The following is a 24,024-nucleotide window of genomic DNA, read 5'->3' on the forward strand; positions in this document are numbered from 1 at the left end:
AGTGAAACGGTATCGAAAATCAGGCGTCGGTCTTGGCGGCGTAAGCGCCAAGCACGCGAGCGACTTGGCCGCCGGGCGCCTGAAGCACCTGGGCGATCTTGGTCGCGGGCGCGCTGACGAGCCCGATGATCTTCGCGCGCAGTTCGTCCAGCGACGGAAGCGTCGCCAGAGCCTTCACCCCATTCACGTCGAGGACGGTGTCACCCATCGCGCCGCCGACGATTTCCAACTTGTCGTTGGTCTTCGCGAATTCGACGACGACCTTGGCGGCCGCCACCGGATCGGCAGACGTGGAGAGCGCCGTCGGCCCCACCAGCAGATCGTTGATCGCTGTGTAGGGCGTGCCTTCGGTCGCAATGCGGGCGAGCGTATTCTTCGATACCCGATAGCTGGCGCCGGCTTCGCGCATCTTCACCCGAAGCGCAGTGGACTGCGCGACGGTAAGGCCGAGGTTGCGGGTCACGACGACCACGCCGCTCTCGGCGAAGGTGCTCTTCAGTTCGGCGACCAGGTCGGCTTTCTGAGCTCGATCCATGCCTTACTCCTTGACTGCCCCGACGGAACATCCGCCGAGGCCCCGCAGCCGGCATGCCGGATACGGGTGATTGCGCCGGCAGACGGATACGCAGTCCGCACGGCAAGTCCGAAGGGGTAGGGTAGTCTGACGCCGGGCATGGAGCCCTTGGCAGACCCGGAGGGACGGCCATTGGCCGGTCCGGAAACTCTATCCCCGCCTATGCAGCCGAATTAAGGGCCAGGGCCCAGCTGCAGTCTCGGACGGTACTTCCCTCGATTCGCCCCGCGGGGAGAAAAGAGAGACCCGCCGACGCGAGGCCGGCGGGCTTTCGTGGGCGGCCCTTAGCGCATCTCTGCGAAAAGGGCCAGCCCCAAACTTGCCCCCGAAAGGGCAAGCGATCTCGCTCAGGCGGCCGCCACGTCGGCGACGTCGACCTTGATGCCCGGGCCCATCGAGGAGCTCACGGCGATCTTCTTGACATACTTGCCCTTGGCGCCCGACGGCTTGGACTTCACCAGCGCATCGAGCAGCGCGTCGAAGTTGGCGCGCAGGTCTTCCGCCGGGAAGCTCGCCTTGCCGATGCCCGAGTGGATGATACCGGCCTTCTCGACGCGATATTCCACCTGGCCACCCTTGGCGGCCTTCACGGCTTCGCCGACGTTCATGGTCACGGTGCCGAGCTTCGGGTTCGGCATCAGGCCCTTGGGGCCGAGCACCTTGCCGAGGCGGCCGACGAGGCCCATCATGTCCGGGGTGGCGATGCAGCGATCGAAATCGATGTTGCCGGCCTGCACGGCTTCGAGCAGGTCTTCCGCGCCCACCACTTCCGCACCGGCGGCCTTGGCTTCCTCAGCCTTGGCGCCACGGGCGAACACGCCGACGCGAACGTCCTTGCCGGTGCCCTTGGGCAGCGTCACCACGCCGCGGACCATCTGGTCGGCATGGCGGGGATCGACGCCCAGGTTGACGGCGACTTCGATCGTCTCGTCGAACTTGGCGGTGGCGTGGGTCTTGGCCAGCGCGATCGCTTCGTCGACGCCATAGAGCTTGGTCTTGTCGACCGCGTTCACCAGCGTCTTCTGCTTCTTGGTCAGCTTCTTCGGAGCGAACATGTCTTAGCCCTCCACCACTTCGAGGCCCATCGCGCGGGCGGAGCCTTCGATGATGCGGGTCGCCGCTTCGATATCGTTGGCGTTCAGATCCTTCATCTTCGCGGTCGCGATCTCGGCGAGCTGCGAGCGCTTGATCTTGCCGGCCGAAGCCTTGCCCGGCTCCTTGGAACCCGACTTCAGGTTGGCGGCCTTCTTCAGCAGGTAGGACGCCGGCGGCGTCTTGGTGACGAAGGAGAAGGAACGGTCGGCATAGACGGTGATGACGGTCGGCAGCGGGGTGCCGACTTCCTCACCCTGGGTCTGCGCGTTGAACGCCTTGCAGAATTCCATGATGTTGACGCCGCGCTGACCGAGCGCGGGGCCGATCGGCGGGCTGGGATTGGCCTTGCCGGCCGGCACCTGCAGCTTGATATAGCCAGTGATCTTCTTGGCCATGGTTACTCACTCTCTTCCAAGTTTAGCGGTTCATGCGACGGCCGAGGCCGCCTCCCGCGGGCATTCCGGCTGGTGCCGGAAATCTCTTACTTCGCGCGCTCCACCTGCTCGAAATCGAGCTCGACGGGCGTCGCGCGGCCAAAGATCGACACCGAAACCTTGACCTTGTTCTTTTCGAAATCCAGCTCTTCGACCAGGCCGTTGAAGCTGGCGAAGGGGCCGTCCAGCACCTTGACGCTGTCGCCGATCTCGAAATCGACCTTGATCTTCGTCTTGGGCGCGGACGCGGCGGCCTCCTCCTTGGTGTTGAGGATGCGCGCGGCCTCGGCCTCGCTGATCGGCTGCGGCTTGCCCGACGAACCGAGGAAGCCCGTCACCTTCGGTGTGTTCTTCACCAGGTGATAGACGTCGTCGTTCATGCTGAGCTTCGCCAGCACATAGCCGGGGAAGAATTTGCGGTCGGAGGTGATCTTCTTGCCGCGGCGGACTTCCGTCACCTTCTCGGTCGGAACCTCGACGGCTTCCACGAGCTGCTCGAGACCGAGGCGCGCGGCATCGGCGAGGATCGTTTCCTTCACCTTGTTCTCGAAGCCCGAATAGGCATGGATGATGTACCAGCGCGCCATGTGCCTTGCCTGTTCCCCGATTAGTTGCCGGACGCCAGGCCGATCAGGAACTTCACGACGGCGCCGAAGAAGGAATCGACGCCGAAGAAGAAGATCGCCAGCAGCGACGTCATGATCGCGACGAGGATGCCGGTCGTGATCGTCTCACGACGGCTCGGCCAGACGACCTTCGCCGTCTCGGCACGGACCTGCCGGATGAATTCGCCGGGTGAAACCTTCGCCACCAAGAACCTCGCAATCCGTTTTCCGCCTCATCGCATCCGAATCGATCGGACGCAAACAGCGACAACGAGGCCGACGGCCGCTATCCGGTGTCCCGGCGCAGCCCGGCCTCGTCCTGCCTTTCCGGACCCTTGGACCAGCCTTTCCAGACACCTTCAGGCGGCTGGACTGGCAGGAGTGGAGGGACTCGAACCCCCGGCCCTCGGTTTTGGAGACCGATGCTCTACCAACTGAGCTACACTCCTCCGGGGTCCGGAGAGGAGGGCGACATAGCGGCGGCGAAAGGCGAGCGCAAGCCATGACGCGCAAAGATTTGCCCCTCGCCGTGGCGCGAAATGCGCGGCCGTCAGGCGGTGCGGCGCAGCGTTCCCGCGATCATGGCCCTGGCATCGTCGGGCGTTGCCGGGGCTCCGGTGAGAAAGCCCTGGAAGTGCGTGCAGCCGAGATCGCGGGCCACGCGCTGCTCCGCATCGGTCTCGGTGCCCTCGGCGGTCGTATCCATGCCGAGCGTGCCGGTCAGCGCCACGATCGCGCGGATCAGGCCCAGCGCGTCGGGGTCGCGATCGGCTGCCGCGACGATCAGGCTGCGGTCGATCTTCACGGTGCTGAACCGGCCCTGGCGGATATGGCCGAGCGCGGAGGCGCAGGTGCCGAAATCGTCGAGCGAGATCCGCACCGAAAGCGCGCGCAGCCGATCGGCGGCGGCGCTGACGGCGGCGCTGTCCTCGCGGAAGGCCTTTTCGCCCACCTCCAGCTCCAGCCGCGACGGCGGCAGGCCGGATTGGGCGAGAGCGGAAAGGATGATCGCCGGCAGCTGCGGATCGATCATCTGTTCGCGGGCGAGGTTGACGTGGAGCCGGACATGATCCGGCCAGCGCGCGGCCTCGGCGCAGGCGGACCGGATCACCCATTCGCCGATCTGGCTCAGCAGCCGGGCTTCGCTGGCGATGGGGATGAATTCGTCCGGCGCCACCTCGCCCAGCTCGGCGTGCGTCCAGCGCAGCAATGCCTCGAAGCCGCTGATGCGGCCGTCGCGGGCGCGGACGACGGGCTGGTAGCTCAGCCGCAATTCCCGCCGGTCCATCGCGTCGCGCAGCGCGCTTTCGATCGCGCGGCGCTTTTCGGCGCGGGCCAGCAGGTTGGGTTCGAAACGCTGGTGGAGGCCCCGGCCGTCTTCCTTGGCGCGGTAGAGGGCGAGATCGGCGTTGCGGACCAGCATCTCGGCCGATCGCCCATCGCGCGGGCCGATCGCCGTGCCCACGCTGGCGCCGACGCGGACGATCTGCTCGTCTATCTCGAAGGGGGCGGAAAGCGCGGCGATGATCGCCTCGCCCAGCGCGTCGATGCGGGCGATGTCGGCGGCGTTGGCGACGACCAGGGCGAATTCGTCGCCGCCCAGCCGGCCGCAGGTGTCGGCCGGGCCGATCAGGCCCAGCAGGCGCTGGGCCACGAGGCGCAGCAGCTTGTCCCCCACCGGATGGCCCAGCGTGTCGTTCACCGCCTTGAAGCGATCGAGATCGATCAGCATCAGCGCGCACTGGCCCTTTTCGCGGAAGCACCGCCCCAGCGCCTTGCGAAGGGCCTCGTTGAAGGCGGTGCGGTTGGCAAGGCCGGTCAGCGCGTCGAACCGCGCCATCCGGTCGATCTTGTCGGCCGATCGCCGCGCTTCGGTGATATCCGATCCCACCCCGTGATAGCCGGCGAAGCCGCCGCGCTCATCCTCGCGCGGGGCACCCGAAAGGCGCCACCAGCGGGTTTCGTCGAGGATCGCCACGGGAAGCTCGAACTCGATGAAGCGTTCGCGCGCGTTCATGCGATTGAGCAGCTCGCGCAATTCCTGGGGATGATCCGCCGTCTCCCAATTCTCCCCGGCGAGCAGGCGGAACAGCGGCATATGCTCCAGCGCCTCGGGCGTGGCGGCGGCGGCCTGGGCGAATGCGGGCGAAACGGAACGGAGGCAGCGCCCGGCATCGGTCTGCCAGAGCCAGCCGCCGTCGCGATCGCCGGATTCGCGGAGCAGAAGGCTTACCACCGCGCGCTTTTCGGTCAGCGCGATCTCCGCCCACTGGCGGCGGACGAAGGCGCGGGCATTGAGCAGCCCTCCGGCGGCGAGGAAGGCGGCATAGCCCACGGGAAGGGCCGCCAGCAGCCACGATCCGGTCTTGGCCATCATCGCGGTGAGCCCCGCCGATCCGATCAGGATGAAGCCCAGCATCGCCGGAGGCACGGGCGCCGCGACCATGGCGGCGCTGGCGATGATGGCCGCCGAAACGAGGCATATCGCAAGCTGCTGCTCGATCGTGCCGGTGCCTGAAAGGAAGGCCGGCGGAATGGCCCACAGCGCGCCGAGCAGGATGGCGCGGGCGACGGCCCGGCGGACGGGTGCTCCGGATGCCGCCGGCCCGGTTCCCCGGCGCGCGCGCCGGGCGAGGCGATGGATATCGATCGCGACGGCAGCGACGGCGGCGAGCCAGCCGATCAATTGCCAGGAAGGCGCGGCGCCCCAAAGCAGCGCGGCCAGCACCGCGGCGCAGCCGATCTGGGCCAGCACGGCGCCGCCGCACAGCCGCGCCAGCTCGGCGATCTGTGCGGCGCGCACCTGTTCCCAGCCGGCCGGGCGATCGCGCAACATGCGCGACATGGCCCGCCAGCCAGCTCCGGTCGTCGACGATGGATTGGATCGCTGCCGCATGATGCGGACGATCCTTAGTTGCGGCGGGTTAGCGCAAAGTAACCGCGCCGGTCATTTCATGGACGCGGATAATCGCGGCAGTTCCGCATAATTGGACGAAACTTGCCGCGATCCGTGTCAGGCTGCGATGTCGTAGGGCTGGATTTCGCCGGAAAGATACAGATTTCGCGCTTTCGCCCGGCTGAGCTTGCCGGAGCTGGTGCGCGGCAGCGTGCGGGGCGGCACCAGTTCGACCACGCAATGCATGCCGGTGATCGATCGCACCTTCTCGCGGATCTGGTCGCGCAGGCGCGCGCGCTCGGCCAGGTCCGACGTGCGGCACTGGACGAGTACCGCCGGCGTTTCCTCCCCGCCCGGCGTGGTGATCGCGAAGGCGGCGATGTCGCCGGCCTTGAAGCCGGGAATCTGCTCCACCGCCCATTCGATATCCTGCGGCCAGTGGTTCTTGCCGTTGATGATGATCATGTCCTTGGCGCGGCCGACGATATAGATGTAGCCGTCGCTCAGATATCCCATGTCGCCGGTGTCGAGCCAGCCGTCCACCATGCAGGCGGCGGTGGATTCGGGATCGCGGAAATATCCGTCCATGATCGACGGGCCCTTGCACCAGACCTTGCCGATCGCACGGTCGGGCAGGGGGCTGCCGTCCTCGTCGCGTATCTCGACCAGCATGTCCTTCACCGGCTTGCCGCAATTCACGATCGCGCGATAGCGCTGCGGCCGGCCGATCGCGGCGTCGCCGCCGGAAAGCTGGGTTTCCTCCACCAGCTCCACGACGATGCCTTCGCCGGGCGGCATGATCGAAACCGCCAGCGTCGCTTCGGCCAGGCCGTAGCTGGGCAGGAATGCCGATGCGTTGAAGCCGGCTTCGGCGAAGGCATCGACGAAGGCCTGCATCACGTCCGGCCGGATCATGTCCGCGCCGTTGCCGGCCACCCGCCAGCGCGAAAGATCGAACCGGTCGGAAGCCTTGGTCTGGCTGGACATGCGGCGGGCGCAGATATCGTAGCCGAAGGTCGGCGAATAGCTGAGCGTCGTGCCGGGGTTGCGGCTGATGAGGTCGAGCCAGGCGAGCGGACGCCGGGCGAAATCCTCGGTCTTCAGATAGTCGACCGACACCTGGTTGGCGATCGGCGACAGGAAGCAGCCGACCAGCCCCATGTCATGATACCAGGGCAGCCACGATATGCAGCGATCCTGCGGCTCCAGCGCCATGCCATGGGCGTGGGCGGCCAGATTGTTGAGCAACGCCGCGTGGGTCACGGCCACGCCGTGCGGGAAGCGCGTCGATCCGCTGGAATATTGCAGATAGGCGATGTCATGCGGCGCAGCATGCGGCAGCGGCGCGGGATCGGCGTCCCGCTGGCTGAATTCCTCGTAGCTGATGCCTTCGACATGGCAGGCGGCCGCGGCGGCGCCGGCCATCTCGCGCAATTCCTCGGGGAAGAAGAGCATCTTCGGGTCGGAACTGCCGAGCTGGACCTTGAGCTGGTCGATATAGCTTTCCTTGCCGCCGAAGCTGGTCGGCAGCGGCAGCGGCACCGGCCAGGCGCCGGCATAGACCGCGCCGAAGAAGAGCGCGGCGAATTCCGGTCCCGTCTCGGCGACGAGCGCGATCCGGTCGGCCGTCCGCACGCCGTGGGCGATCAGCCGATAGGCGGTGGCGATCGCATCCGCGCGCAGATCGGCATAGGCATAGGGGCGCACCAACGCGCCGCGCGCGTCGTGGAAGTTGAGCCCGCGCGCGCCGCTGGCGGCATAGTCCAGCGCATCGCCCAGCGTCGCGAATTCCGAGAAGATGCGCGGAAGGGCATCCTCGGTCGGCGTCGGGGCGATCGTCGCCTTGGCTTCGGCGCTGGCGGGCGTGGTGGCTTTGATCGTCGTGGCTGCGGTCTTGTTCAGCACCGACGGCGACTCCTTAGATTCTTGGTCGAACGGTAATCGTCAGCCGATCCCCGTTCGCGATTGCTGGGTTCCAGCCGCACGAAGCGGCATATTACGCACGGAATACCCCAATGGACGCGTTCTAAATCCGGCCCGACTGTGGCACAAACATGGCGCGTGGCACGATCATCATCATATCGCAACCATAAGTCGCTCGATGCCGAGGCGTTGGAGCGACTCGCCATCGCCTATGTCGGCCGCTTTGCGACGACGCGGGCGAAGCTCGCCGCCTATCTCCGCCGCAAGCTCGCCGAGCGCGACTGGGAGGGGGAGGGCGCCCCGCCCGTGGAGGCGATCGTCGCGCGCTTCGCCGAGGCGGGCTATATCGACGATCGCGGCTTCGCGGAGGCGCGCGCGGCCGCATTCGTGCGGCGCGGCTATGGCGCGCGCCACCTGGCCGATCGCCTGCGCGCCGACGGCGTGGAGGGCGAGGACGCCGCCGCCGCCCGCGATCTTGCCGAAAACGGGGCGTGGGATGCGGCGCTGGCCTTCGCCCGTCGCCGCAGGATCGGCCCGTTCGCCGCCGAGCCTCTCGATCCCGATGCCCGCCGCCGCGCGCTCGCGGCGATGCTGAGGGCGGGGCATTCGCTGGAGCTTGCCCGGAAAATCATCGCCTGCGCGCCGGATGATGTCCCGGATCGGATCAGTTGAGCGAAAGACGGTAATTGGACCTTCGTTTCGGTTGCGGCCCGTGCTAGCTTCGTCAGATGCTTACCGGGGGGGTGGGCCTAATGAAGTTTGAAAGTCAGGTGTCGCGGGCATCGGAGAATTCGACCATTGAGGATGTCGGGGTGGGCGAAAGCCTGCTTTCCGAGCCGGTGGACGAGGGCTTCTCCATCGGCGGCACCGTAAAATGGTTCGATGCCACAAGGGGATTCGGTTTCCTGATCGGAGACGATGGGGTCGGGGATATCCTCGTCCATTTTTCGGTGTTGCGCGAACATGATCGGCGGACGCTGCCGGAAGGCGCGCGCGCCACGGTCGTCGCGGTGCGCCGCGAACGGGGGCTGCAGGCGCGATCGGTGATCGATATCGATCTCACCACCGCCACCGGCCCGGATGCCGACGCGATCGCCCAGCGCAGCGCCGACCGGGTCGATCCCGCCGAGCTGGTCGAGGATGCCGGCGAATTCGAGCCCGTCGTGGTCAAATGGTTCAACCGCCTGAAGGGCTATGGCTTCGTCGTCCGTCCGGATGACGAGCAGGACATATTCGTCCACATGGAGGTGGTGCGCCGTGCCGGGCTCAGCGATCTGGAGCCCGATCAGGCGTTGCTCGCCAGGGTGGCTTCCGGCCGGAAGGGGCCGCTGGCTGTGATGGTGCAGGTGAGCTGAATCATTTCACCGGCGCCGAAATCGTCCTAATGGGGGCCATGATCAGACGCTCTCTTGCTCCGGTCGCCGCGCTGATGCTGGCGATCTCTCCCTTGGCCGGCTGCGCCGCCGCCAAGACCGCGAATGCCGCAGCCCAGGCGGAGGACCTCGTTCCGCTGACGATCGCGACGAGTTCGGGCGCGCGCAGCTTCCTGGTGGAAATGGCGCGGACCCCGGCGGAGCAGGAGCGCGGGCTCATGTTCCGCACCGAGCTAGCGGCCGATCGCGGCATGCTCTTCCCTTATGATCCGCCCCAGCCGGCCAGCTTCTGGATGAAGAACACGCTGATTCCGCTGGATATGATCTTCATACGGCGCGACGGCACGATCGCCCGCATCGCCGAGAACACGATTCCCGAATCGCTACAGCCGGTGCCCTCGGGCGAGCCGGTCGGCGCCGTGCTGGAGATTGCCGGCGGCGGCGCCGCGGCGCTGGGAATCGCCGTGGGCGACAAGGTCAGCTGGCACGATCCGCGGCGCAAGGGCATCCGCTGAACGGCATCGGCGGCTTTGCCGTTGCACCCACCCCGTCACAAAGGCTAAGCGCACACCCATGGGTCTGTTGAAAAGCATCTTCACCTGGTGGGACGGCGCCACCATCGGCACCTCGCTCTGGAGCCGCCGCAACGGCACCAGGATTGGCGAGGACGCGCTGGGCAACGTCTATTACGAAAGCCGCGCGGGCAAGTCGCCGCGCCGCCGCTGGGTGATCTATAACGGCTCGAACGATGCGAGCCGGGTGCCCGCCGAATGGCATGGCTGGCTGCACCAGACGATCGAGGAGGCGCCGGACAAGGCACTGCCTCCGGCCCGCGCCTGGCAGCAGCCGTCCCGTCCCAATGCCACCGGCACGGCCCTGGCCTATCGCCCGCCCGGCGCGTTGGAGAAAGGCGGCCATCGTGCCGCCGCGACGGGCGATTACGAGGCCTGGAGCCCGAGCTGACCATGAAAGCGCTGCTGCGGGAAAATGTCGGCGAAGCGCTGGTCGGCCTTCTGGTCGTCCTCCTCGCCGCATGGTTCGTGATGTTCGCATGGGACAGCACGGGCGGCGGCGCGCGCGCGGGCGCGGTGCGGGTCACGGCGCTCTTCCCCAATGCGGCGGGCGTCAACGTCGGCACCGATGTGCGGGTGGCAGGCCTCAAAGTCGGCACCGTGGCCGAACAGCATCTCGATCCGCAGAGCTTCCAGGTGGCGGTGACGCTGGCGATCGATCCCAGCGTGAAGATCCCGTCGGACAGCAGCGCCGCCATCACCTCCGAAGGCTTTCTCGGCGCCACCTATGTCGCGCTGATGCCCGGCGGGTCGGAGACGCCGCTGAAGACGGGCGACACGATCATCGATACCCAGGGCGCCACCGACCTGATGGGCATGATCGGCCAGTTCGTGAACGGCACGGGCCGCGATTCCGACAGTTCCGCCAAGAATGAAGGCGCCGCAGCGGACGGCGCCACGCCGTGAAACGGATCGTCGCGGCGACGGCGCTCGCCGCGCTGCTGGGCTTCGGCGCGTGGCAGGCGGCGGAGGCCCTGCAGAACGAGGCCGCGCCGCCGCAGCCCATCGTGGATACCGATCCGAAACCGGCCGCGCCCGGCGAGCCTTCCTCAACCAACGCGGACGCGCCTTCCAGGCCGCCTGCGGAAAGGCGGGCGGCTGAACCCGCCGTCCGCGCCGCCACGCCGATGGCCGATCGCATCGCGGTGATCGGCCTGCTCAACAAGCGGAACGGCATTGCCCGCGATTTCTCGATGCATCCCGGCCAGGCGGTGCGGGCGGGCGACGTCATCATCCGGCTGAAGGCGTGCGAGGAAACCGCGCCGTGGGAACCGCAGAAGCTGACCGGGGCCTTCATCCAGACCGACATTCGCGGCCGCGACAATGTGTGGCGGCGGGTATTTTCAGGCTGGCTCTACAAGGAGTCGCCCTCGCTCAACATGGTCGAGCATCCGATCTACGATGTCTGGCCCAAGAGCTGCACGATGCGCCATCCCGATGTAGGGCCGGAAACCGTGTCCGCCGGATCATCGCAGGGCGCCCCGCGATCCAGCGCGAAGAAGTCGGGCGGCCCCACGCCGTCGGGTGAAGGGGAAAGCCCTCCAACCCCGCCCACCACGCCGCCGCCCCTCGCGCCCAGCGCCGCATCCAGCAACGCGACATAATCGTCGCGGCTGATCTCGATCGCGCCCAGCGAGGCGAGATGATCGGTGATGAACTGGCAGTCGAGCAGGCGGAAATTGCCGAGCGCAAGCCGCGCCACCAGCCAGGCGAGCGCGACCTTCGATGCATCGCGCTGCCGGCTGAACATGCTCTCGCCGAAGAAGGCGCCGCCCAGCGCCACGCCGTAGAGGCCGCCGACCAGTTCCTCGCCCATCCAGCATTCCACCGAATGGGCATGGCCGCGCAGATGCAGGTCGCCATAGGCTGCCTCGATCTGCGGGTTGATCCAGGTATCGGGGCGGTCGGGGCGCGGTTCCGCGCAGCAGGAAACCACGCGGGCGAAGGCCTTGTTCACCGTCACGGTGAAGCGATCGGACCGGATCGTCTTGGCCAGCGACCGCGAAAGCCTGAACCCGTCCAGCGGCAGGATGCCGCGCCGCTTGGGTTCCACCCAGAATATCTCGCGGGCGTCACGGCTGTCCGCCATCGGAAACACACCGACGGAGTAAGCGCGTAGCAGCAGATCCGGGTCGAGGCGCGACATGTGGGCCGATCGTAACCCGCCGCGAGGCGGGAGTGAACAGCATTTACGCGCGGGCGGCCCCGCTGCCCCCGTTCATGCCTGGGCCAGGCGGCGCTCTATTCCGCGCCACAGGCTGGAAAACGCCTCGCTGGCGGGGGATTTCGGGGCGAAGGCGCCCACCGGCTCGCGTCGCGCGGCCATCGCCTCGATCGCGCTCGCCATCGGCACGACGGGCCAGTCCGGCTGTTCGGCCAGCGCCGACAGGTGCAGCGCGCGCCGGCGATCGACCATGGTGAACACCGGCAGGATCGGCGCATGGCGGCCATGCTCGCGCGTCAGATGGGCCACCACCTCGTCCAGCGCGCGGCGGGAAAGCGGGGAGGGGATCAGCGGCACGAGGATCAGCGAGGCGGCCCGCATCGCCTGATCGGCGGTCTCGGTAAGGCCCGGCGGGCAATCAAGGACGATGCGGTCATGATCGCGGCCGATATCGTCGATCAGCTTGGCCATCCGCTTCTTCTTGCCCAGCCCGAAGAAGAAATGATCGAGGCCGCGCAGCGATGCGTCCGCCGGCAGCAGCCAGAGCCGGTCTATGGCGGTAGGAGTCCGCAGCTTCGCCGGGGCGACGTCCTTGGCAAACACGGCCTGCGCCACGTTGCGGCCGGTTTCGCCGCCCAGCAGGAATGTGGAGGCCGCCTGCGGATCGAGATCCCAGAGCAAGGTCCGCCGGGAGGATTGGGCGGCGGCGCACCAGGCAAGGTTCACGGCCAGCGTCGTCTTGCCCACGCCGCCCTTCAGGCTGAAGACGGCGATGGTAGCGGCGCCTGCGCCCCCATTTGCCTGCTTGCGGTGCGGCGGGGGCGTCAGGGCCATGTCAGCTCCTCGGTTGGCTGAATCCGTCGGAAAGGACGGATGCTACAGGATTTCGCGCACCTTGTCCTGCGGGCGGGCCAGCACCACACCCTTCTCGGTCTCCACCAGCGGGCGTTCGATCAGGATCGGATCGGCCAGCATCGCATCCAGGATGGCATCGTCGCTGGCATTGGCGGCGACCAGCGCCTTCGCGCCCTCCTCCTTCATGCGCAGCCCCGCGCGCGGGCTGATGCCGGCCTTGTGGTAAAGCTCGGCCAGCTTGGCGCGGGTGGGCGGCGTCTTCAGATATTCCACCACCGTCACGTCGGCGCCGGCCTCCTCGAGGATCGCGAGCGTCTTGCGCGACGTGCCGCATTTGGGGTTGTGCCAGATGGTGGCCTTCATTCCGCGGCCTCCTGCCCGGCCAGCCACTCCTCCAGCCATTTGATGGTGTAGTTGCCCTTCTGGAAATCGGGATCGTCCAGCAGCGCCTGGTGCAGCGGGATGGTGGTCTTCACGCCGTCGATCACGAATTCCTCCAGCGCCCGCCGCAGCCGGCGCAACGCGCCCTCGCGGGTGGTGCCGTAGACGATCAGCTTGGCGATCATGCTGTCGTAATAAGGCGGGATGCGATAGCCGGCATAAAGCCCGCTATCGACGCGCACGTTCATGCCGCCCGGCGCGTGGAACTGCTTCACCAGCCCCGGCGAGGGCGCGAAGGTGCGCGGGTCTTCGGCATTGATCCGGCATTCGATGGCGTGGCCCCGGAAATGCACGTCCTCCTGCCGCAGCGTCAGGCCGTGGCCGTCGGCGATGCGGATCTGCTCGCGCACCAGATCGAGCCCGGTGATCGCCTCCGTCACCGGATGCTCCACCTGCAGGCGGGTGTTCATCTCGATGAAGTAGAAGCGGCCGTCCTCGTAGAGGAACTCGATCGTGCCGGCGCCGCGATAGCCCATCTCCGCCATCGCCTTGGCGACGATGCCGCCCATCTCCTCGCGCTGGGCGGCGGTGATGACGGGGGAGGGGGCTTCCTCCAGCACCTTCTGGTGGCGACGCTGGAGCGAGCAGTCCCGCTCGCCCAGGTGGATGGCGTTGCCCTTGCCGTCGCCGAAGATCTGGAACTCGATATGGCGCGGATCGCCCAGATATTTTTCCATGTAGACGGTGGCGTCGCCGAAGGCGGCCTTCGCCTCCGACCCCGCCTGCGCCATCAGGCTTTCCAGCTGGTCCTCGCTCGGCACCACCTTCATGCCGCGCCCGCCGCCGCCGGACGCGGCCTTGATGAGCACGGGATAGCCGATCTCGGCGGCGACCTTCCGGGCCTGATCGAAGGACGTCAGCGGCCCGTCCGACCCCGGCACCAGCGGCAGGCCCAGCTTGGCGGCCGTCAGCTTCGCCTCGATCTTGTCGCCCATCGTCCGGATATGTTCGGGCTTGGGGCCGATCCAGATGATGTTGTGGCTTTCCACGATCTCCGCAAAGCGGGCATTTTCCGAAAGGAAGCCGTAGCCGGGATGGATCGCGTCCGCGCCGGAGATTTCGGCGGCGGCGATGATGTTCGGAATGTTCAGATAGCTTTCGGCCGCCGGCGGCGGGCCGATGCACACCGCCTGATCGGCCAGCCGCACGTGCATCGCGTCCGCGTCGGCGGTGGAATGCACCGCCACCGTCTGGATGCCCATTTCATGGCAGGCGCGATGGATGCGCAGCGCGATTTCGCCGCGATTGGCGATGAGGACCTTGTGGATCGCCATCGCCGCTTACTCGATGATCAGCAGCGGCTGATCGAATTCCACGGGCTGGCCGTTTTCGACCAGCACATCGCGGACGACGCCGCCGCGCGACGCGGTGATCGGGTTCATCACCTTCATCGCCTCGACAATCAGCAGCGTCTGGCCCGCGGCAACCTTGTCGCCAGGGGAGACGAACGTCGGCGCGCCGGGTTCGGGCGCCAGATAGACCGTGCCCACCATCGGCGATTTCACGGCGCCCGGATGGTCCGCCGGGGCGGCTTCCACGATCGGCGCGGCCGGCAGCGTGGCGGCGGGAGCGCCGGCGGCGGGCGCCGGGGCGGCGGCATAGGCCATCGGGGCGGGCGACGCCGCCTTGCGGGCCACGCGGATGCGGCGATCGCCGTCCTCGACCTCGATCTCGGTGAGCTTGGTGGCGTCCAGCAGCTCGGCCAGCTGCTTCACCAGATCGACGTCGACCCGGATCGGGCCCTCATGCTTCTCGGTCATTGGATCTGACCCTTCTCTTGTCTTGCTTGTTTCAAAGTTGCGCGCGCTACTGTCAGAGCTTCGCCGCCGCGTCCAGCGCGAGCGTGTAGGAAAGCGCGCCGAAGCCCGCCACCGTGCCCCGTGCCGCCATGCCGACAAAGCTCTTGTGACGGAAGCTTTCGCGCGCGTGCGGATTGGAAAGATGCACCTCGATCACCGGCACGCGGATCGCCTTGATCGCGTCGTGCAGCGCCACCGACGTGTGCGTATAGCCGCCGGGGTTGAGCAGCACGGCCCTGGCCGGCAGCGCGTTCGCCTCGTGCAGCCAGTCGATCAGATGCCCCTCATGGTTGGACTGGCGCATGTCGATGGTGAGGCCGAGCGCGCGTGCCTGGTCCTCCAGCCGGTCGGCGATGTCGTCCAGCGTATCCGATCCGTATATCTCCGGCTCGCGCAGGCCGAGCAGATTCAGGTTCGGACCGTTCAGGACGAAAATCGTATCGGCCATGCGTGGGATGCCTTGCGGTTGCGATCGGGGTAGGGCGGTTTCTATATGGGGTCGAAGCCGATGTCCAAGCATGGACATCCTTATTGCATTCCCCCCTCGAGGAGCCTTTTCGAACATGACCATCGACGGCACCATCCAGCTTCGCGTGAATGGCGAGCATCGTCGCGTGCCGGCGGGGCTCACGCTCGCCGGGCTCGCGGCCGATCTGGGGCTGGATCCGGCCAAGGTCGCCGTGGAGCGCAACCTGGAGGTCGTGCCCCGCTCCACCCTTACCGACGTGGTGATCGAGGATGGCGATGAGCTGGAGATCGTCCATTTCGTCGGCGGCGGCGATCATGCCGCGAAGGTGGAGGAGGATAGCTGGACGGTCGCCGGCCGCACCTTCCGCTCGCGGCTGATCGTCGGCACCGGCAAATATAAGGATTTCGCGCAGAATGCCGCCGCGGTGGAGGCATCGGGGGCGGAGATCGTCACCGTCGCCGTCCGCCGGGTGAACATCGCCGATCCCAAGGCGCCGATGCTGACCGACTATATCGATCCGAAGAAGATCACCTACCTGCCCAACACCGCCGGCTGCTTCACGGCGGACGAGGCGATTCGCACCCTCCGCCTCGCCCGCGAGGCGGGCGGCTGGACCCTGGTGAAGCTGGAGGTGCTGGGCGAGGCGCGCACCCTCTATCCCGACATGCTGGAAACGCTCCGCGCGACGGAAATCCTTGCCAGGGAGGGGTTTCAGCCGATGGTCTATTGCGTGGACGATCCGATCGCGGCGAAGCGGCTGGAGGATGCCGGCGCGGTCGCGATCATGCCCCTGGGCGCGCCGATCGGTTCGGGACTGGGCATCCAGAACCGGGTGACGATCCGGCTGATCGTGGAAGGCGCCGGGGTGCCGGTGCTGGTCGATGCCGGCGTCGGCACCGCATCCGACGCGGCGGTCGCGATGGAGCTGGGCTGCGACGGCGTGCTGATGAACACCGCGATCGCCGAGGCGAAGGACCCGATCCTGATGGCCCAGGCGATGAAGGCCGCGGTGGAATCGGGCCGCATGGCCTATCGCGCGGGCCGCATGGGCCGCAGGCTCTATGCCGATCCGTCGAGCCCGCTGGCGGGGCTGATCTAAACCAGCCTTGCGAGCCTTTTCGGGGCGGCGAGGCGATAGCTTTGCCGCACCCGATCCTCGATATGATCCCAGTCGGGTTCGCCGCGGTCCAGCCGGATGCCGATCCAGCCGGAAACGCCGATATAAGCGGGCCAGTAATAGAGGCCGGGCTCGGCCTCGATCAGCATCTCCTGCTCCTCCCGGCCGCTCGTCTTCACCATGATGCTCACCGGGGCGCCGTGATGGCCGTGGTCGGCGAAATAAGCGAACATCTTCTTGCCGGCGACGTGGAAGCCATGCGCGCCGTGGGAAAGCCTGGTGCCGGCTTCGGGCAGCGCGAGGCAGATCGCGCTTATCCGTTCGAGCAGGGTTGCCGCGGTCAGCGCAGGCTCCGCGCATAATCGGCGAGCGCGCGGGCGTAGAGCGCATGCTCCTGCCCCAGCACCCGTTCGGCCAGCGTATCGGGCGTGTCGCCCGGCAGCACGGGCACGCGCGCCTGCGCGACGACCGGGCCGTCATCCAGCTCGGGCGTCACCACATGCACCGAGCAGCCGGCTTCGGCATCGCCGGCGGCGATGGCGCGGGCGTGGGTATCCAGCCCCTTGTAGAGCGGGAGCAGCGAGGGGTGGATGTTGAGGATGCGCCCCTGCCAGCCGGCGATGAATTCGGGGGAGAGCAGGCGCATATAGCCGGCGAGCGCGATCAGCTCGACATCGGCGGCGCGCAGCTCGGCATCCAGCAACGCATCGAATTCGGTGCGCGGCATCCCCTTGTGGCTTTTCGCCCAGGTCGGGATGCCGGCCGCGGCGGCGATCGCCAGCCCGCCAGCATCCTCGACATTGGAAAGCACCCGGACCACCCGATAGGAGCTGTCGGGGGCCTCGCTCGCCTTCACCAGCGAGGCCATGTTCGATCCGCGGCCCGAAATCAGTATGCCGACGCGAACCGGATCAGCCTTCATGCGTGGCCGTCCAGGCCGCCCGCGCGCTCCATGCCTCGGCCGAACCGGAAACCGTGCAGCCCTTGGCGCCCTGCGCGATCCGGCCGATGCGGAACACGGTCTCGCCCGCCGATTCGAGCGCGGCGGCAACCCCGTCGGCCTCGTCCGGCCGCACGATCACGGCCATGCCGATCCCGCAGTTGAAGGTGCGGGCCATTTCCCCAGGCTCGATATTGCCCTGCGCTTGCAGGAAGGCCATCAGCCGCGGCTGCGGCCAGGCATCGGCATCGACATGGGCGTGCAGGCCATCGGGTAGCACGCGCGGGATATTCTCCAGCAACCCGCCGCCGGTGATGTGGGCCATGGCGGCCACCTTGCCGGCGCGGACCAAGGGCAGCAACGACTTCACATAGATGCGGGTCGGCGCCAGCAGCGCATCGATCAGCAGCACGTCCTGATCGAACAGGGCGGGGCGGTCGAGCTTCCAGCCCTTGTCGGCGGCCAGCCGGCGGACGAGCGAGAAGCCGTTGGAATGGACGCCGGAAGAGGCGAGGCCCAGGATCACGTCCCCCTCGGCCACGCGCGTGCCCGTCAGCGCCTGATCGCGCTCCACGGCGCCCACGCAGAAGCCGGCGAGGTCATAGTCGCCATCGGCATACATGCCCGGCATCTCGGCGGTCTCGCCGCCGATCAGCGCGCAGCCGGCGATGCGGCAGCCTTCGGCGATGCCGGCGATCACCCGTTCGGCCACGCCGTTGTCGAGCTTCCCGGTCGCGAAATAATCGAGGAAGAAGAGCGGCTCGGCGCCCTGCACGATCAGGTCGTTCACGCACATGGCGACCAGATCGATGCCCACGCCGTCATGCTTGCCGCTGTCGATGGCGAGCTTCAGCTTGGTGCCCACGCCGTCATTGGCGGCCACCAGCAGCGGATCGGTATAGCCCGCGGCCTTCAGGTCGAAGAAGCCGCCGAACCCGCCGAGGTCGGCATTGGCGCCCGGCCGCGCGGTGGTGCGCGCCAACGGCGCGATCGCCTTCACCAGGGCGTTTCCGGCCGCGATGGAGACGCCGGCCTTGGCGTAGGTATAGGGGGTATCGTCGCTCATGACGTCCGCCTAGACATATCCTGCTTGGATTTCCACGCCCAAGTCGCCAAAAGACGGCGGTGATCTCCGCCGTTCGTTCCTTGCCTCCGCTGAATCGTGCCGGGCTCGCCTTGCTGGCGGCCGGGCTGCTGGGCGTTGCAGGCGTCGTCTTCGCCCAGATTGAAGGCAGTGACAGGGGGATAGCCCCCATCGACAGCACGTCGAGCTACGAGGTCGGCGGCGTTGCCGTGGACGTCGCCGCACGCGACGCCGATGCCGCGCGCACCGCCGGATGGCGGATCGCCCAGCGCAAGGGCTGGCAGCTTTTGTGGAGCCGCACCAACGGCCAGCCTGTGTCGGCGGCGCCAAGCCTTTCCGATTCGACCCTCGATTCGATCGTCGCCGGCATCGTCGTGGAGGATGAGCAGGTCGGCCCGCGCCGCTACATCGCCCGGCTGGGCGTGTTGTTCGACCGCGCCCGCACCGGCCAGCTCCTCGGCGCGCACGGGCAGGGGCTGCGATCGCCGCCGATGCTGCTCATCCCGGTGATGTGGTCCGGCGCCACGCCCACTAGCTTCGAAACCCGCACCGAATGGCAGCGGGCCTGGGCGCGGTTCCGCCCCGGCGGCAGCCCGATCGATTATGTGCGGCCCACCGGCACCGGCAGCGATCCGCTGCTGCTGAACGAGGCGCAGGCCGGCCGGCCGGGGCGCGGCTGGTGGCGGATGATTCTCGATCAGTTCGGCGCGGCCGACGTGATCGTCGCCGAGGTCGCGGTCGAACGGAGCTGGCCGGGCGGGCCGATCCTCGCCCGCTTCACCGCGCGCCACGGGCCGGACGATGTCGTGCTCGATCGCTTCACCCTGCGGGCGGCCAATGGCGACGGCATGGCGGCGCTGATGGACGAAGGCGTGCGGCGGATGGACGAAATCTATTCGCAGGCGCTGCGTGACGGCCGGCTGCGGCCCGATCCCTCGCTGGTGATCGAGGAGGAGCCGGCCGAGCTTTCGGACGAGGCGTTCGCCGGCGAGACGATGGCGGAGGAAAGCCCGCTTACCGCCGTCAACTATACGGTGCAGGTGGAAACCGCCGACGCCAACGCGCTCACCGTCGCCGAATCGTCGCTGCGCGCCGTGCCGGGCGTGCGCGGGGTCGATACCACCAGCCTCGCGCTCGGTGGCACATCGGTGATGCGCGTCGCTTATGAGGGCGAGATTTCGGGGCTCCGCATTGCCTTGCAGGCGCGGGGCTGGCGGGTCGATGAGGGGCCGGGCACGCTCCGTATCAGGCGGGCCGCGCCCACGCCCGCCCCCCCGCCGGCACCAGGCGGAACGCCGGGCCAATGAGCCAGATCGCCCTGCCATTCGCGTGGCCGGCGGTGGAGGATGAGCGGGATTTCTGCCGCGGCGAGGCCAATATCCAGGTGCTCCGCCACCTCGAGCATCGCGCGCTCTGGCCGGTCATGGCGACGCTGATTACCGGCCCGCGCAAGTCCGGGCGCAGCCTGTTGGGCCGCATCTTCGCCGCCAAGACGGGCGGAAGGCTGATCGACGATGCCGATCGCCGGCCGGAGGAGGAGCTGTTCCACGCCTGGAACCGCGCCCAGGCGGAGCGGCTGCCCTTGCTGCTGATCGCCGATGCGCCGCCGCCTATGTGGCAGATCGCCTTGCCCGATCTGCGATCGCGGATCGCGGCGACGCCGCATGTCGCGATCACGGAGCCGGACGACGGGCTCGCCGCGACGTTGATGGAACGGTTGCTGGGCCAGCGCGGGCTGGCGGCCGGGCCGGACGTGATCGCTTATCTGCTGCCCCGGATCGAGCGCAGCTATGTCGCGATCCTGCGGGTGGTGGATGCGCTGGACCAGCTTTCGCTCGAGCGCCGGTCGCGGATCACGGTGCCGCTTGCGCGCGAGGCGCTGCGGCTGGTGGGTGTCATCGACGATTCATGAAATTTGGCATATCGTCCCGCGCATGGATGAAGCCGTCGCCCTGCAGTCGATCGTCGAAATCGATCCCGTCACACCGGAAATCGAACCGGCCCAGCGCTATTTCAATCGGGAGATATCCTGGCTCGGCTTCAATCGCCGGGTGCTGGAGGAAGCCTGCAACACGGCCCATCCGCTGCTGGAGCGGCTCCGTTTCCTGTCGATATCCGGCAGCAATCTCGACGAATTCTTCATGGTCCGCGTCGCCGGCCTCAAGGGCCAGCTCACCGAGGATGTCGATGCCCGCTCCGCCGATGGGCTGACGGTCGCCCAGCAGCTTGCGGCGATCGAGGTCGAGGCCGATCAGCTGATGGATTCGCAGCAGCTCGTCTGGCGCGATCTTCGGGCGGAGATCGCGCGCGCGGGCATCGTCGTGCTCGCGCATGACGAGATATCGGGGGATGACGCCCTGTGGCTGGACGCCCATTTCAGGGACCAGATCTTCCCCGTGCTGACGCCGCAGGCGCTCGATCCCGCCCATCCGTTTCCTTTCATCCCGAACAAGGGCTTCAGCCTGATGTTCGAGCTGCGCCGGCTTGCGGACGGCGAGCCGATCCGCGAGCTGCTGATGGTGCCCGCCACCCTGCCGCGCTTCATCCGCCTGCCCGGCAAGGAGGCGCGTTATATCTCGATCGAGGCGGCGATCCGCCGATCCACGGCGATGTTGTTTCCGGGCTATGCGGTGGAAGCCTATGGCGCCTTCCGCGTCATCCGCGACAGCGATATCGAAATCGAGGAGGAAGCGGAGGATCTCGTCCGCTATTTCCGGTCGGCCATCAAGCGGCGGCGCAAGGGCCGGGTGATCCGGCTGGAGCTGCTGGCCGGCATGCCCGAATCGCTGGAGCGGCTGGTGAAGGACGAGATCGTCGGCACCGACGCCATCATCACCGATACCGAACGGTTCCTCGGCATCTCGGATCTCGAGCAGCTGGTCGAGGAAGATCGGCCGGACCTGAAATTCCCGCCCTTCATGCCGCGTTTTCCCGAGCGGATCCGCGAACATGGCGGGGATTGCTTCGCGGCGATCCGCGCCAAGGATATCGTCGTCCATCACCCTTATGAGACGTTCGACGTGGTGCTGGCCTTCCTCCGCCAGGCCGCCAGCGATCCCGATGTCGTCGCCATCAAGCAGACGCTCTATCGCGCCGGCAAGCAATCGGCGGTGATCCGCGCGCTGGTCGACGCGGCGGAGGCCGGCAAGTCGGTGACGGCCGTGGTCGAGCTGAAGGCCCGTTTCGACGAGGAACAGAACCTCATGTGGGCCTCGCAGCTCGAACGGGCGGGCGTGCAGGTCGTCTACGGCTTCGTCGACTGGAAGACGCACGCCAAGGTATCGATGGTCGTGCGGCGGGAGGGCGGCAGCTTCCGCACCTACTGCCATTTCGGCACGGGCAACTATCACCCGGTCACCGCCAAGATCTACACGGACCTCAGCTTCTTCACCGCCGATCCGCGCGCGGGCCGCGATGCGGCGCAGCTCTTCAACTACATCACCGGCTATGTCGAGCCGGCCAATCTCGAAATGCTCGTCATGTCCCCGCACGGCATGCGCGACCGGCTGTGCGAGCTGATCCAGGCCGAAATCGACAATGCCGCGGCCGGCAAACCGGCGGCGATCTGGGCCAAGATGAACTCGCTGGTCGATCCCGCCATCATCGAGCAGCTCTACCGCGCCAGCGCCGCCGGCGTGCAGATCGATCTGGTGGTGCGCGGCATATGCTGCCTGCGCCCCGGCGTGCCCGGCATGTCGGACAATATCCATGTGAAGTCGGTGGTCGGCCGCTTCCTGGAGCATAGCCGCATCATCTGCTTCGGCAACGGCGCGGCCTTGCCCAACAAGAATGCGAAGGTGTTCATTTCCTCGGCGGACTGGATGCCGCGCAATTTCGACCGGCGGGTGGAATATATGCTGCCGATCGAAAACCCGACGGTCCACGCCCAGATCCTCGATCAGGTGATGGTGGCCAACCTGATCGACAGCGAGCAGAGCTGGCACCTGCGCGCGGACGGCAGCTATCAGCGGGTCGATCCGGGCAAGCGGCCCTTCAACCTGCACCGCTATTTCATGACCAATCCGTCGCTTTCCGGCCGTGGCGCGGCATTGGAACGCAGCGGCGCCGTGCCCAAGCTCAGCCTTCGGCGGGGTGGATAAGGCGGATTAATCCGGGATCGTTCCGCCGCTTTTCCTTTCGGTGGAAACGAAATCCGGTTAACTTCGCATCGCATGGTCGCCGCTTCGTTCTATCGCAGGAAAGCCCCCATGGGCTCCGCTGAAGGCCGCACGGCCATCATCGACATCGGGTCCAACTCGATTCGCCTCGTCGTCTATGACGGGCCGGTCCGCATCCCTTCGATCCTGTTCAACGAAAAGGTGATGGCGGGCCTGGGCCGCGGGCTGGTGAAGGACGGCGCGCTGGACGAGGAGGCGACCGACCGCGCGCTCACGGCGCTGTCACGCTTCCAGCGGCTGGCCGCGCAGATGGGCGTCACCCAGATCCGCACCGTCGCCACCGCCGCCGTGCGGGAAGCGAGCAACGGCCCCGGCTTCATCGGGCAGATCGAGGCGCTGGGCCTCGATGTCGAGCTTCTTTCCGGCGAGGACGAAGCCAAGATGGCGGGCTATGGCGTGCTCGCCGGCATACCGGACGCGGACGGGATCGTCGGCGATCTCGGCGGCGGGAGCCTGGAACTGATCCGCGTCGGCGGGGGCCGCATCCACGAGCGCATCTCCTTCCCCCTGGGCGTTCTCCGCATCGCCGCCATCCGGGCCAAGGGGCCGAAAGCGCTGGAAAAGGTGGTGGCCAACGCGATCGGCAAGTCCGGCTGGGAAGGGCGGGGGCAGGGGCTGCCCTTCTATCTGGTCGGCGGCTCCTGGCGGTCGCTGGCGCGGCTGGACATGTTCCTTTCCGATTTCCCGCTGCCCATCATCCACCATTATCGCATGCCGGCGGAGGCGCCCGCGCGGCTGGTCCGCTCGCTCGCCCATCTCGACAAGGCCCGGCTGCGCGACGTTCCCGGCCTGTCGCAGCCCCGTATCCCGACGCTCGGCAACGCTGCCGCCCTGCTGGCGACGCTGGTGAAGCATCTCGGCTCGAGCGGACTCGTCGTCTCGGCCTATGGCCTGCGCGAGGGGCTGCTCCATCAGAGCCTGCCCGAGGATGTCCGCGCGCAGGATCCGCTGCTCTGCGCCACGCGCGAGGAAGGCGTGCGCCAGGGGCGCTTCGCTGAGCATGGCGACCTGTTGAACCGCTGGGTCGCCCCCCTCTTCAAGGAAGAAGAGCCGGCCGATGCCCGCCTGCGCCATGCCGCCTGCCTGCTGGCGGACGTGGGCTGGCGCGCTCACCCGGAATTCCGCGCGGTGCGCGGCCTCGAAACCGCGCTTCACGGCAATTGGGTGGGGGTGGACGCGCAGGGGCGGGCGAAGATGGCCCATGCGCTCTACCGCAGCTTCGGCGGCGAAGGCATCGCCCCGGTGGTCGCGGCGCTGCTGCTGCCGGAAGAGATCGCCCAGGCCGAACGCTGGGGGCTGGCCATGCGGCTGGGCCAGCGGCTCAGCGGCGGCGTGGCCGAGCCCCTGGAGACCAGCGCCTTGCAGCGATCGGGCAGTGCGCTCGTGCTCGTGCTGCGCCCGGCCGATTCCGCGCTCTATGGCGAATCGGTCGAACGCCGGCACAAGACGCTGGCCGCGGCCTTCGGCCTCAAGGCGAGCCTGGCCATCGCCGGATAGGAGGGAGG

The 24,024-nt window shown here is 67.7% G+C and carries 26 protein-coding genes, 1 tRNA gene and 1 pseudogene; 11 read left to right on the forward strand and 17 right to left on the reverse strand.

Features of this window, described 5'->3' with window-relative positions:
* Window positions 1–19: 19 nt before the first annotated feature.
* The 8 genes from rplJ to G432_RS18055 all read right to left on the reverse strand — a co-directional run bounded on the left by rplJ (window position 20) and on the right by G432_RS18055 (window position 7,482).
* Window positions 20–535 (reverse strand): 50S ribosomal protein L10, encoded by a 516-nt coding sequence (gene rplJ / locus G432_RS18020; RefSeq protein ID WP_015460255.1) that lies wholly within the window; start codon window positions 533–535, stop codon window positions 20–22.
* Between the two features lie 386 nt (window positions 536–921).
* Window positions 922–1,629 (reverse strand): 50S ribosomal protein L1, encoded by a 708-nt coding sequence (gene rplA, locus G432_RS18025; RefSeq protein ID WP_015460256.1) that lies wholly within the window; start codon window positions 1,627–1,629, stop codon window positions 922–924.
* A 3-nt stretch (window positions 1,630–1,632) separates the two neighbouring features.
* Window positions 1,633–2,064 (reverse strand): 50S ribosomal protein L11, encoded by a 432-nt coding sequence (gene rplK / locus G432_RS18030; RefSeq protein WP_015460257.1) that lies wholly within the window; start codon window positions 2,062–2,064, stop codon window positions 1,633–1,635.
* Window positions 2,065–2,150: 86 nt separating this feature from the next.
* Window positions 2,151–2,690, reverse strand: coding sequence for a transcription termination/antitermination protein NusG (nusG, locus tag G432_RS18035; protein WP_015460258.1), 540 nt, complete (start codon window positions 2,688–2,690; stop codon window positions 2,151–2,153).
* Between the two features lie 20 nt (window positions 2,691–2,710).
* Entirely contained in the window at window positions 2,711–2,914 is a 204-nt protein-coding gene (gene secE / locus G432_RS18040) for a preprotein translocase subunit SecE (protein WP_015460259.1), read from the reverse strand.
* 167 nt (window positions 2,915–3,081) lie between these two features.
* A tRNA-Trp gene (locus G432_RS18045) sits at window positions 3,082–3,157 on the reverse strand.
* A gap of 101 nt (window positions 3,158–3,258) precedes the next feature.
* Window positions 3,259–5,553, reverse strand: coding sequence for a putative bifunctional diguanylate cyclase/phosphodiesterase (locus G432_RS18050; RefSeq protein ID WP_236626816.1), 2,295 nt, complete (start codon window positions 5,551–5,553; stop codon window positions 3,259–3,261).
* Window positions 5,554–5,721: 168 nt separating this feature from the next.
* Complete coding sequence (locus G432_RS18055; RefSeq protein WP_084673701.1) at window positions 5,722–7,482, reverse strand: fatty acyl-AMP ligase; 1,761 nt, start codon at window positions 7,480–7,482, stop codon at window positions 5,722–5,724.
* Window positions 7,483–7,665: 183 nt separating this feature from the next.
* Between G432_RS18055 and G432_RS18060 the strand changes: the two genes are divergently transcribed.
* The 6 genes and pseudogenes from G432_RS18060 to G432_RS24355 form a co-directional block, all read left to right on the forward strand.
* A complete protein-coding gene (locus G432_RS18060; RefSeq protein WP_015460262.1) occupies window positions 7,666–8,199 on the forward strand; it encodes a regulatory protein RecX in 534 nt (177 codons plus the stop codon).
* A gap of 98 nt (window positions 8,200–8,297) precedes the next feature.
* Window positions 8,298–8,882 carry a cold-shock protein gene (locus tag G432_RS18065; protein ID WP_015460263.1) on the forward strand — a complete coding sequence of 195 codons (585 nt, stop codon included), beginning with the start codon at window positions 8,298–8,300 and terminating at the stop codon, window positions 8,880–8,882.
* A 38-nt stretch (window positions 8,883–8,920) separates the two neighbouring features.
* Window positions 8,921–9,415 (forward strand): DUF192 domain-containing protein, encoded by a 495-nt coding sequence (locus G432_RS18070; RefSeq protein ID WP_041865557.1) that lies wholly within the window; start codon window positions 8,921–8,923, stop codon window positions 9,413–9,415.
* A gap of 58 nt (window positions 9,416–9,473) precedes the next feature.
* Window positions 9,474–9,863: an NADH:ubiquinone oxidoreductase subunit NDUFA12 gene (locus G432_RS18075; protein WP_015460265.1), complete on the forward strand. Its 390-nt coding sequence runs from the start codon at window positions 9,474–9,476 to the stop codon at window positions 9,861–9,863.
* 2 nt (window positions 9,864–9,865) lie between these two features.
* Window positions 9,866–10,378, forward strand: coding sequence for an outer membrane lipid asymmetry maintenance protein MlaD (gene mlaD, locus G432_RS18080; RefSeq protein ID WP_015460266.1), 513 nt, complete (start codon window positions 9,866–9,868; stop codon window positions 10,376–10,378).
* 287 nt (window positions 10,379–10,665) lie between these two features.
* A pseudogene (locus tag G432_RS24355) lies at window positions 10,666–10,833 on the forward strand (DUF2155 domain-containing protein); the annotation flags it as partial.
* Window positions 10,834–10,868: 35 nt separating this feature from the next.
* Here G432_RS24355 and aat read toward each other — a convergent pair.
* The 6 genes from aat to aroQ all read right to left on the reverse strand — a co-directional run bounded on the left by aat (window position 10,869) and on the right by aroQ (window position 15,179).
* Window positions 10,869–11,618 (reverse strand): leucyl/phenylalanyl-tRNA--protein transferase, encoded by a 750-nt coding sequence (gene aat / locus G432_RS18085; RefSeq protein WP_015460268.1) that lies wholly within the window; start codon window positions 11,616–11,618, stop codon window positions 10,869–10,871.
* Window positions 11,619–11,690: 72 nt separating this feature from the next.
* The gene (locus G432_RS18090) at window positions 11,691–12,470 is read right to left on the reverse strand and encodes a ParA family protein (RefSeq protein ID WP_015460269.1); all 780 of its coding nucleotides are present in this window, start codon (window positions 12,468–12,470) and stop codon (window positions 11,691–11,693) included.
* Between the two features lie 42 nt (window positions 12,471–12,512).
* On the reverse strand, window positions 12,513–12,854 hold the full coding sequence (arsC, locus tag G432_RS18095) for an arsenate reductase (glutaredoxin) (protein WP_015460270.1): 342 nt from the start codon (window positions 12,852–12,854) through the stop codon (window positions 12,513–12,515).
* Window positions 12,851–14,206 (reverse strand): acetyl-CoA carboxylase biotin carboxylase subunit, encoded by a 1,356-nt coding sequence (accC, locus tag G432_RS18100; RefSeq protein ID WP_015460271.1) that lies wholly within the window; start codon window positions 14,204–14,206, stop codon window positions 12,851–12,853. The genes arsC and accC overlap by 4 nt, the downstream gene beginning before the upstream one ends.
* Before the next feature lie 6 nt (window positions 14,207–14,212).
* Complete coding sequence (accB, locus tag G432_RS18105; protein ID WP_015460272.1) at window positions 14,213–14,692, reverse strand: acetyl-CoA carboxylase biotin carboxyl carrier protein; 480 nt, start codon at window positions 14,690–14,692, stop codon at window positions 14,213–14,215.
* A 52-nt stretch (window positions 14,693–14,744) separates the two neighbouring features.
* Complete coding sequence (aroQ, locus tag G432_RS18110; protein WP_015460273.1) at window positions 14,745–15,179, reverse strand: type II 3-dehydroquinate dehydratase; 435 nt, start codon at window positions 15,177–15,179, stop codon at window positions 14,745–14,747.
* Between the two features lie 115 nt (window positions 15,180–15,294).
* On the opposite strand from aroQ, the gene thiS reads away from it, so the two are divergent.
* The gene (gene thiS, locus G432_RS18115; RefSeq protein ID WP_015460274.1) at window positions 15,295–16,299 is read left to right on the forward strand and encodes a sulfur carrier protein ThiS; all 1,005 of its coding nucleotides are present in this window, start codon (window positions 15,295–15,297) and stop codon (window positions 16,297–16,299) included.
* Here thiS and G432_RS24360 read toward each other — a convergent pair.
* The 3 genes from G432_RS24360 to purM are packed head-to-tail and all read right to left on the reverse strand — an operon-like array spanning window position 16,296 to window position 18,323.
* Window positions 16,296–16,661 carry an MmcQ/YjbR family DNA-binding protein gene (locus G432_RS24360; protein WP_041864993.1) on the reverse strand — a complete coding sequence of 122 codons (366 nt, stop codon included), beginning with the start codon at window positions 16,659–16,661 and terminating at the stop codon, window positions 16,296–16,298. The genes thiS and G432_RS24360 overlap by 4 nt on opposite strands.
* Complete coding sequence (purN, locus tag G432_RS24365; protein ID WP_015460276.1) at window positions 16,658–17,239, reverse strand: phosphoribosylglycinamide formyltransferase; 582 nt, start codon at window positions 17,237–17,239, stop codon at window positions 16,658–16,660. The genes G432_RS24360 and purN overlap by 4 nt, the downstream gene beginning before the upstream one ends.
* On the reverse strand, window positions 17,229–18,323 hold the full coding sequence (purM, locus tag G432_RS18130; protein WP_015460277.1) for a phosphoribosylformylglycinamidine cyclo-ligase: 1,095 nt from the start codon (window positions 18,321–18,323) through the stop codon (window positions 17,229–17,231). The genes purN and purM overlap by 11 nt, the downstream gene beginning before the upstream one ends.
* Before the next feature lie 59 nt (window positions 18,324–18,382).
* Here purM and G432_RS18135 point away from each other — a divergent pair, with 59 nt between their 5' ends.
* The 4 genes from G432_RS18135 to G432_RS18150 all read left to right on the forward strand — a co-directional run bounded on the left by G432_RS18135 (window position 18,383) and on the right by G432_RS18150 (window position 24,016).
* Window positions 18,383–19,648: a hypothetical protein gene (locus G432_RS18135; RefSeq protein ID WP_015460278.1), complete on the forward strand. Its 1,266-nt coding sequence runs from the start codon at window positions 18,383–18,385 to the stop codon at window positions 19,646–19,648.
* Window positions 19,645–20,253: an HdaA/DnaA family protein gene (locus tag G432_RS18140; protein ID WP_015460279.1), complete on the forward strand. Its 609-nt coding sequence runs from the start codon at window positions 19,645–19,647 to the stop codon at window positions 20,251–20,253. Before G432_RS18135 ends, G432_RS18140 begins: the two co-directional genes overlap by 4 nt.
* Before the next feature lie 22 nt (window positions 20,254–20,275).
* Entirely contained in the window at window positions 20,276–22,441 is a 2,166-nt protein-coding gene (locus tag G432_RS18145; protein ID WP_015460280.1) for an RNA degradosome polyphosphate kinase, read from the forward strand.
* A gap of 108 nt (window positions 22,442–22,549) precedes the next feature.
* Window positions 22,550–24,016 (forward strand): Ppx/GppA family phosphatase, encoded by a 1,467-nt coding sequence (locus G432_RS18150; RefSeq protein ID WP_015460281.1) that lies wholly within the window; start codon window positions 22,550–22,552, stop codon window positions 24,014–24,016.
* Window positions 24,017–24,024 lie beyond the last annotated feature (8 nt).

The sequence above is a fragment of the Sphingomonas sp. MM-1 genome (assembly GCF_000347675.2).
GTDB classification, from domain to species: domain Bacteria; phylum Pseudomonadota; class Alphaproteobacteria; order Sphingomonadales; family Sphingomonadaceae; genus Sphingomonas_E; species Sphingomonas_E fennica.

What these genes read in the sequence shown, in the direction of transcription:
- rplJ (WP_015460255.1), bottom strand. Translation starts at nt 535, where the DNA reads ATGGATCGAGCTCAGAAAGCCGACCTGGTCGCCGAACTGAAGAGCACC.
- rplA (WP_015460256.1), bottom strand. Translation starts at nt 1,629, where the DNA reads ATGTTCGCTCCGAAGAAGCTGACCAAGAAGCAGAAGACGCTGGTGAAC.
- rplK (WP_015460257.1), bottom strand. Translation starts at nt 2,064, where the DNA reads ATGGCCAAGAAGATCACTGGCTATATCAAGCTGCAGGTGCCGGCCGGC.
- nusG (WP_015460258.1), bottom strand. Translation starts at nt 2,690, where the DNA reads ATGGCGCGCTGGTACATCATCCATGCCTATTCGGGCTTCGAGAACAAG.
- G432_RS18050 (WP_236626816.1), bottom strand. Translation starts at nt 5,553, where the DNA reads ATGTCGCGCATGTTGCGCGATCGCCCGGCCGGCTGGGAACAGGTGCGC.
- G432_RS18070 (WP_041865557.1), top strand. Translation starts at nt 8,921, where the DNA reads ATGATCAGACGCTCTCTTGCTCCGGTCGCCGCGCTGATGCTGGCGATC.
- G432_RS18075 (WP_015460265.1), top strand. Translation starts at nt 9,474, where the DNA reads ATGGGTCTGTTGAAAAGCATCTTCACCTGGTGGGACGGCGCCACCATC.
- mlaD (WP_015460266.1), top strand. Translation starts at nt 9,866, where the DNA reads ATGAAAGCGCTGCTGCGGGAAAATGTCGGCGAAGCGCTGGTCGGCCTT.
- aat (WP_015460268.1), bottom strand. Translation starts at nt 11,618, where the DNA reads ATGTCGCGCCTCGACCCGGATCTGCTGCTACGCGCTTACTCCGTCGGT.
- G432_RS18090 (WP_015460269.1), bottom strand. Translation starts at nt 12,470, where the DNA reads ATGGCCCTGACGCCCCCGCCGCACCGCAAGCAGGCAAATGGGGGCGCA.
- arsC (WP_015460270.1), bottom strand. Translation starts at nt 12,854, where the DNA reads ATGAAGGCCACCATCTGGCACAACCCCAAATGCGGCACGTCGCGCAAG.
- accC (WP_015460271.1), bottom strand. Translation starts at nt 14,206, where the DNA reads ATGGCGATCCACAAGGTCCTCATCGCCAATCGCGGCGAAATCGCGCTG.
- accB (WP_015460272.1), bottom strand. Translation starts at nt 14,692, where the DNA reads ATGACCGAGAAGCATGAGGGCCCGATCCGGGTCGACGTCGATCTGGTG.
- aroQ (WP_015460273.1), bottom strand. Translation starts at nt 15,179, where the DNA reads ATGGCCGATACGATTTTCGTCCTGAACGGTCCGAACCTGAATCTGCTC.
- thiS (WP_015460274.1), top strand. Translation starts at nt 15,295, where the DNA reads ATGACCATCGACGGCACCATCCAGCTTCGCGTGAATGGCGAGCATCGT.
- purN (WP_015460276.1), bottom strand. Translation starts at nt 17,239, where the DNA reads ATGAAGGCTGATCCGGTTCGCGTCGGCATACTGATTTCGGGCCGCGGA.
- purM (WP_015460277.1), bottom strand. Translation starts at nt 18,323, where the DNA reads ATGAGCGACGATACCCCCTATACCTACGCCAAGGCCGGCGTCTCCATC.
- G432_RS18140 (WP_015460279.1), top strand. Translation starts at nt 19,645, where the DNA reads ATGAGCCAGATCGCCCTGCCATTCGCGTGGCCGGCGGTGGAGGATGAG.
- G432_RS18145 (WP_015460280.1), top strand. Translation starts at nt 20,276, where the DNA reads ATGGATGAAGCCGTCGCCCTGCAGTCGATCGTCGAAATCGATCCCGTC.
- G432_RS18150 (WP_015460281.1), top strand. Translation starts at nt 22,550, where the DNA reads ATGGGCTCCGCTGAAGGCCGCACGGCCATCATCGACATCGGGTCCAAC.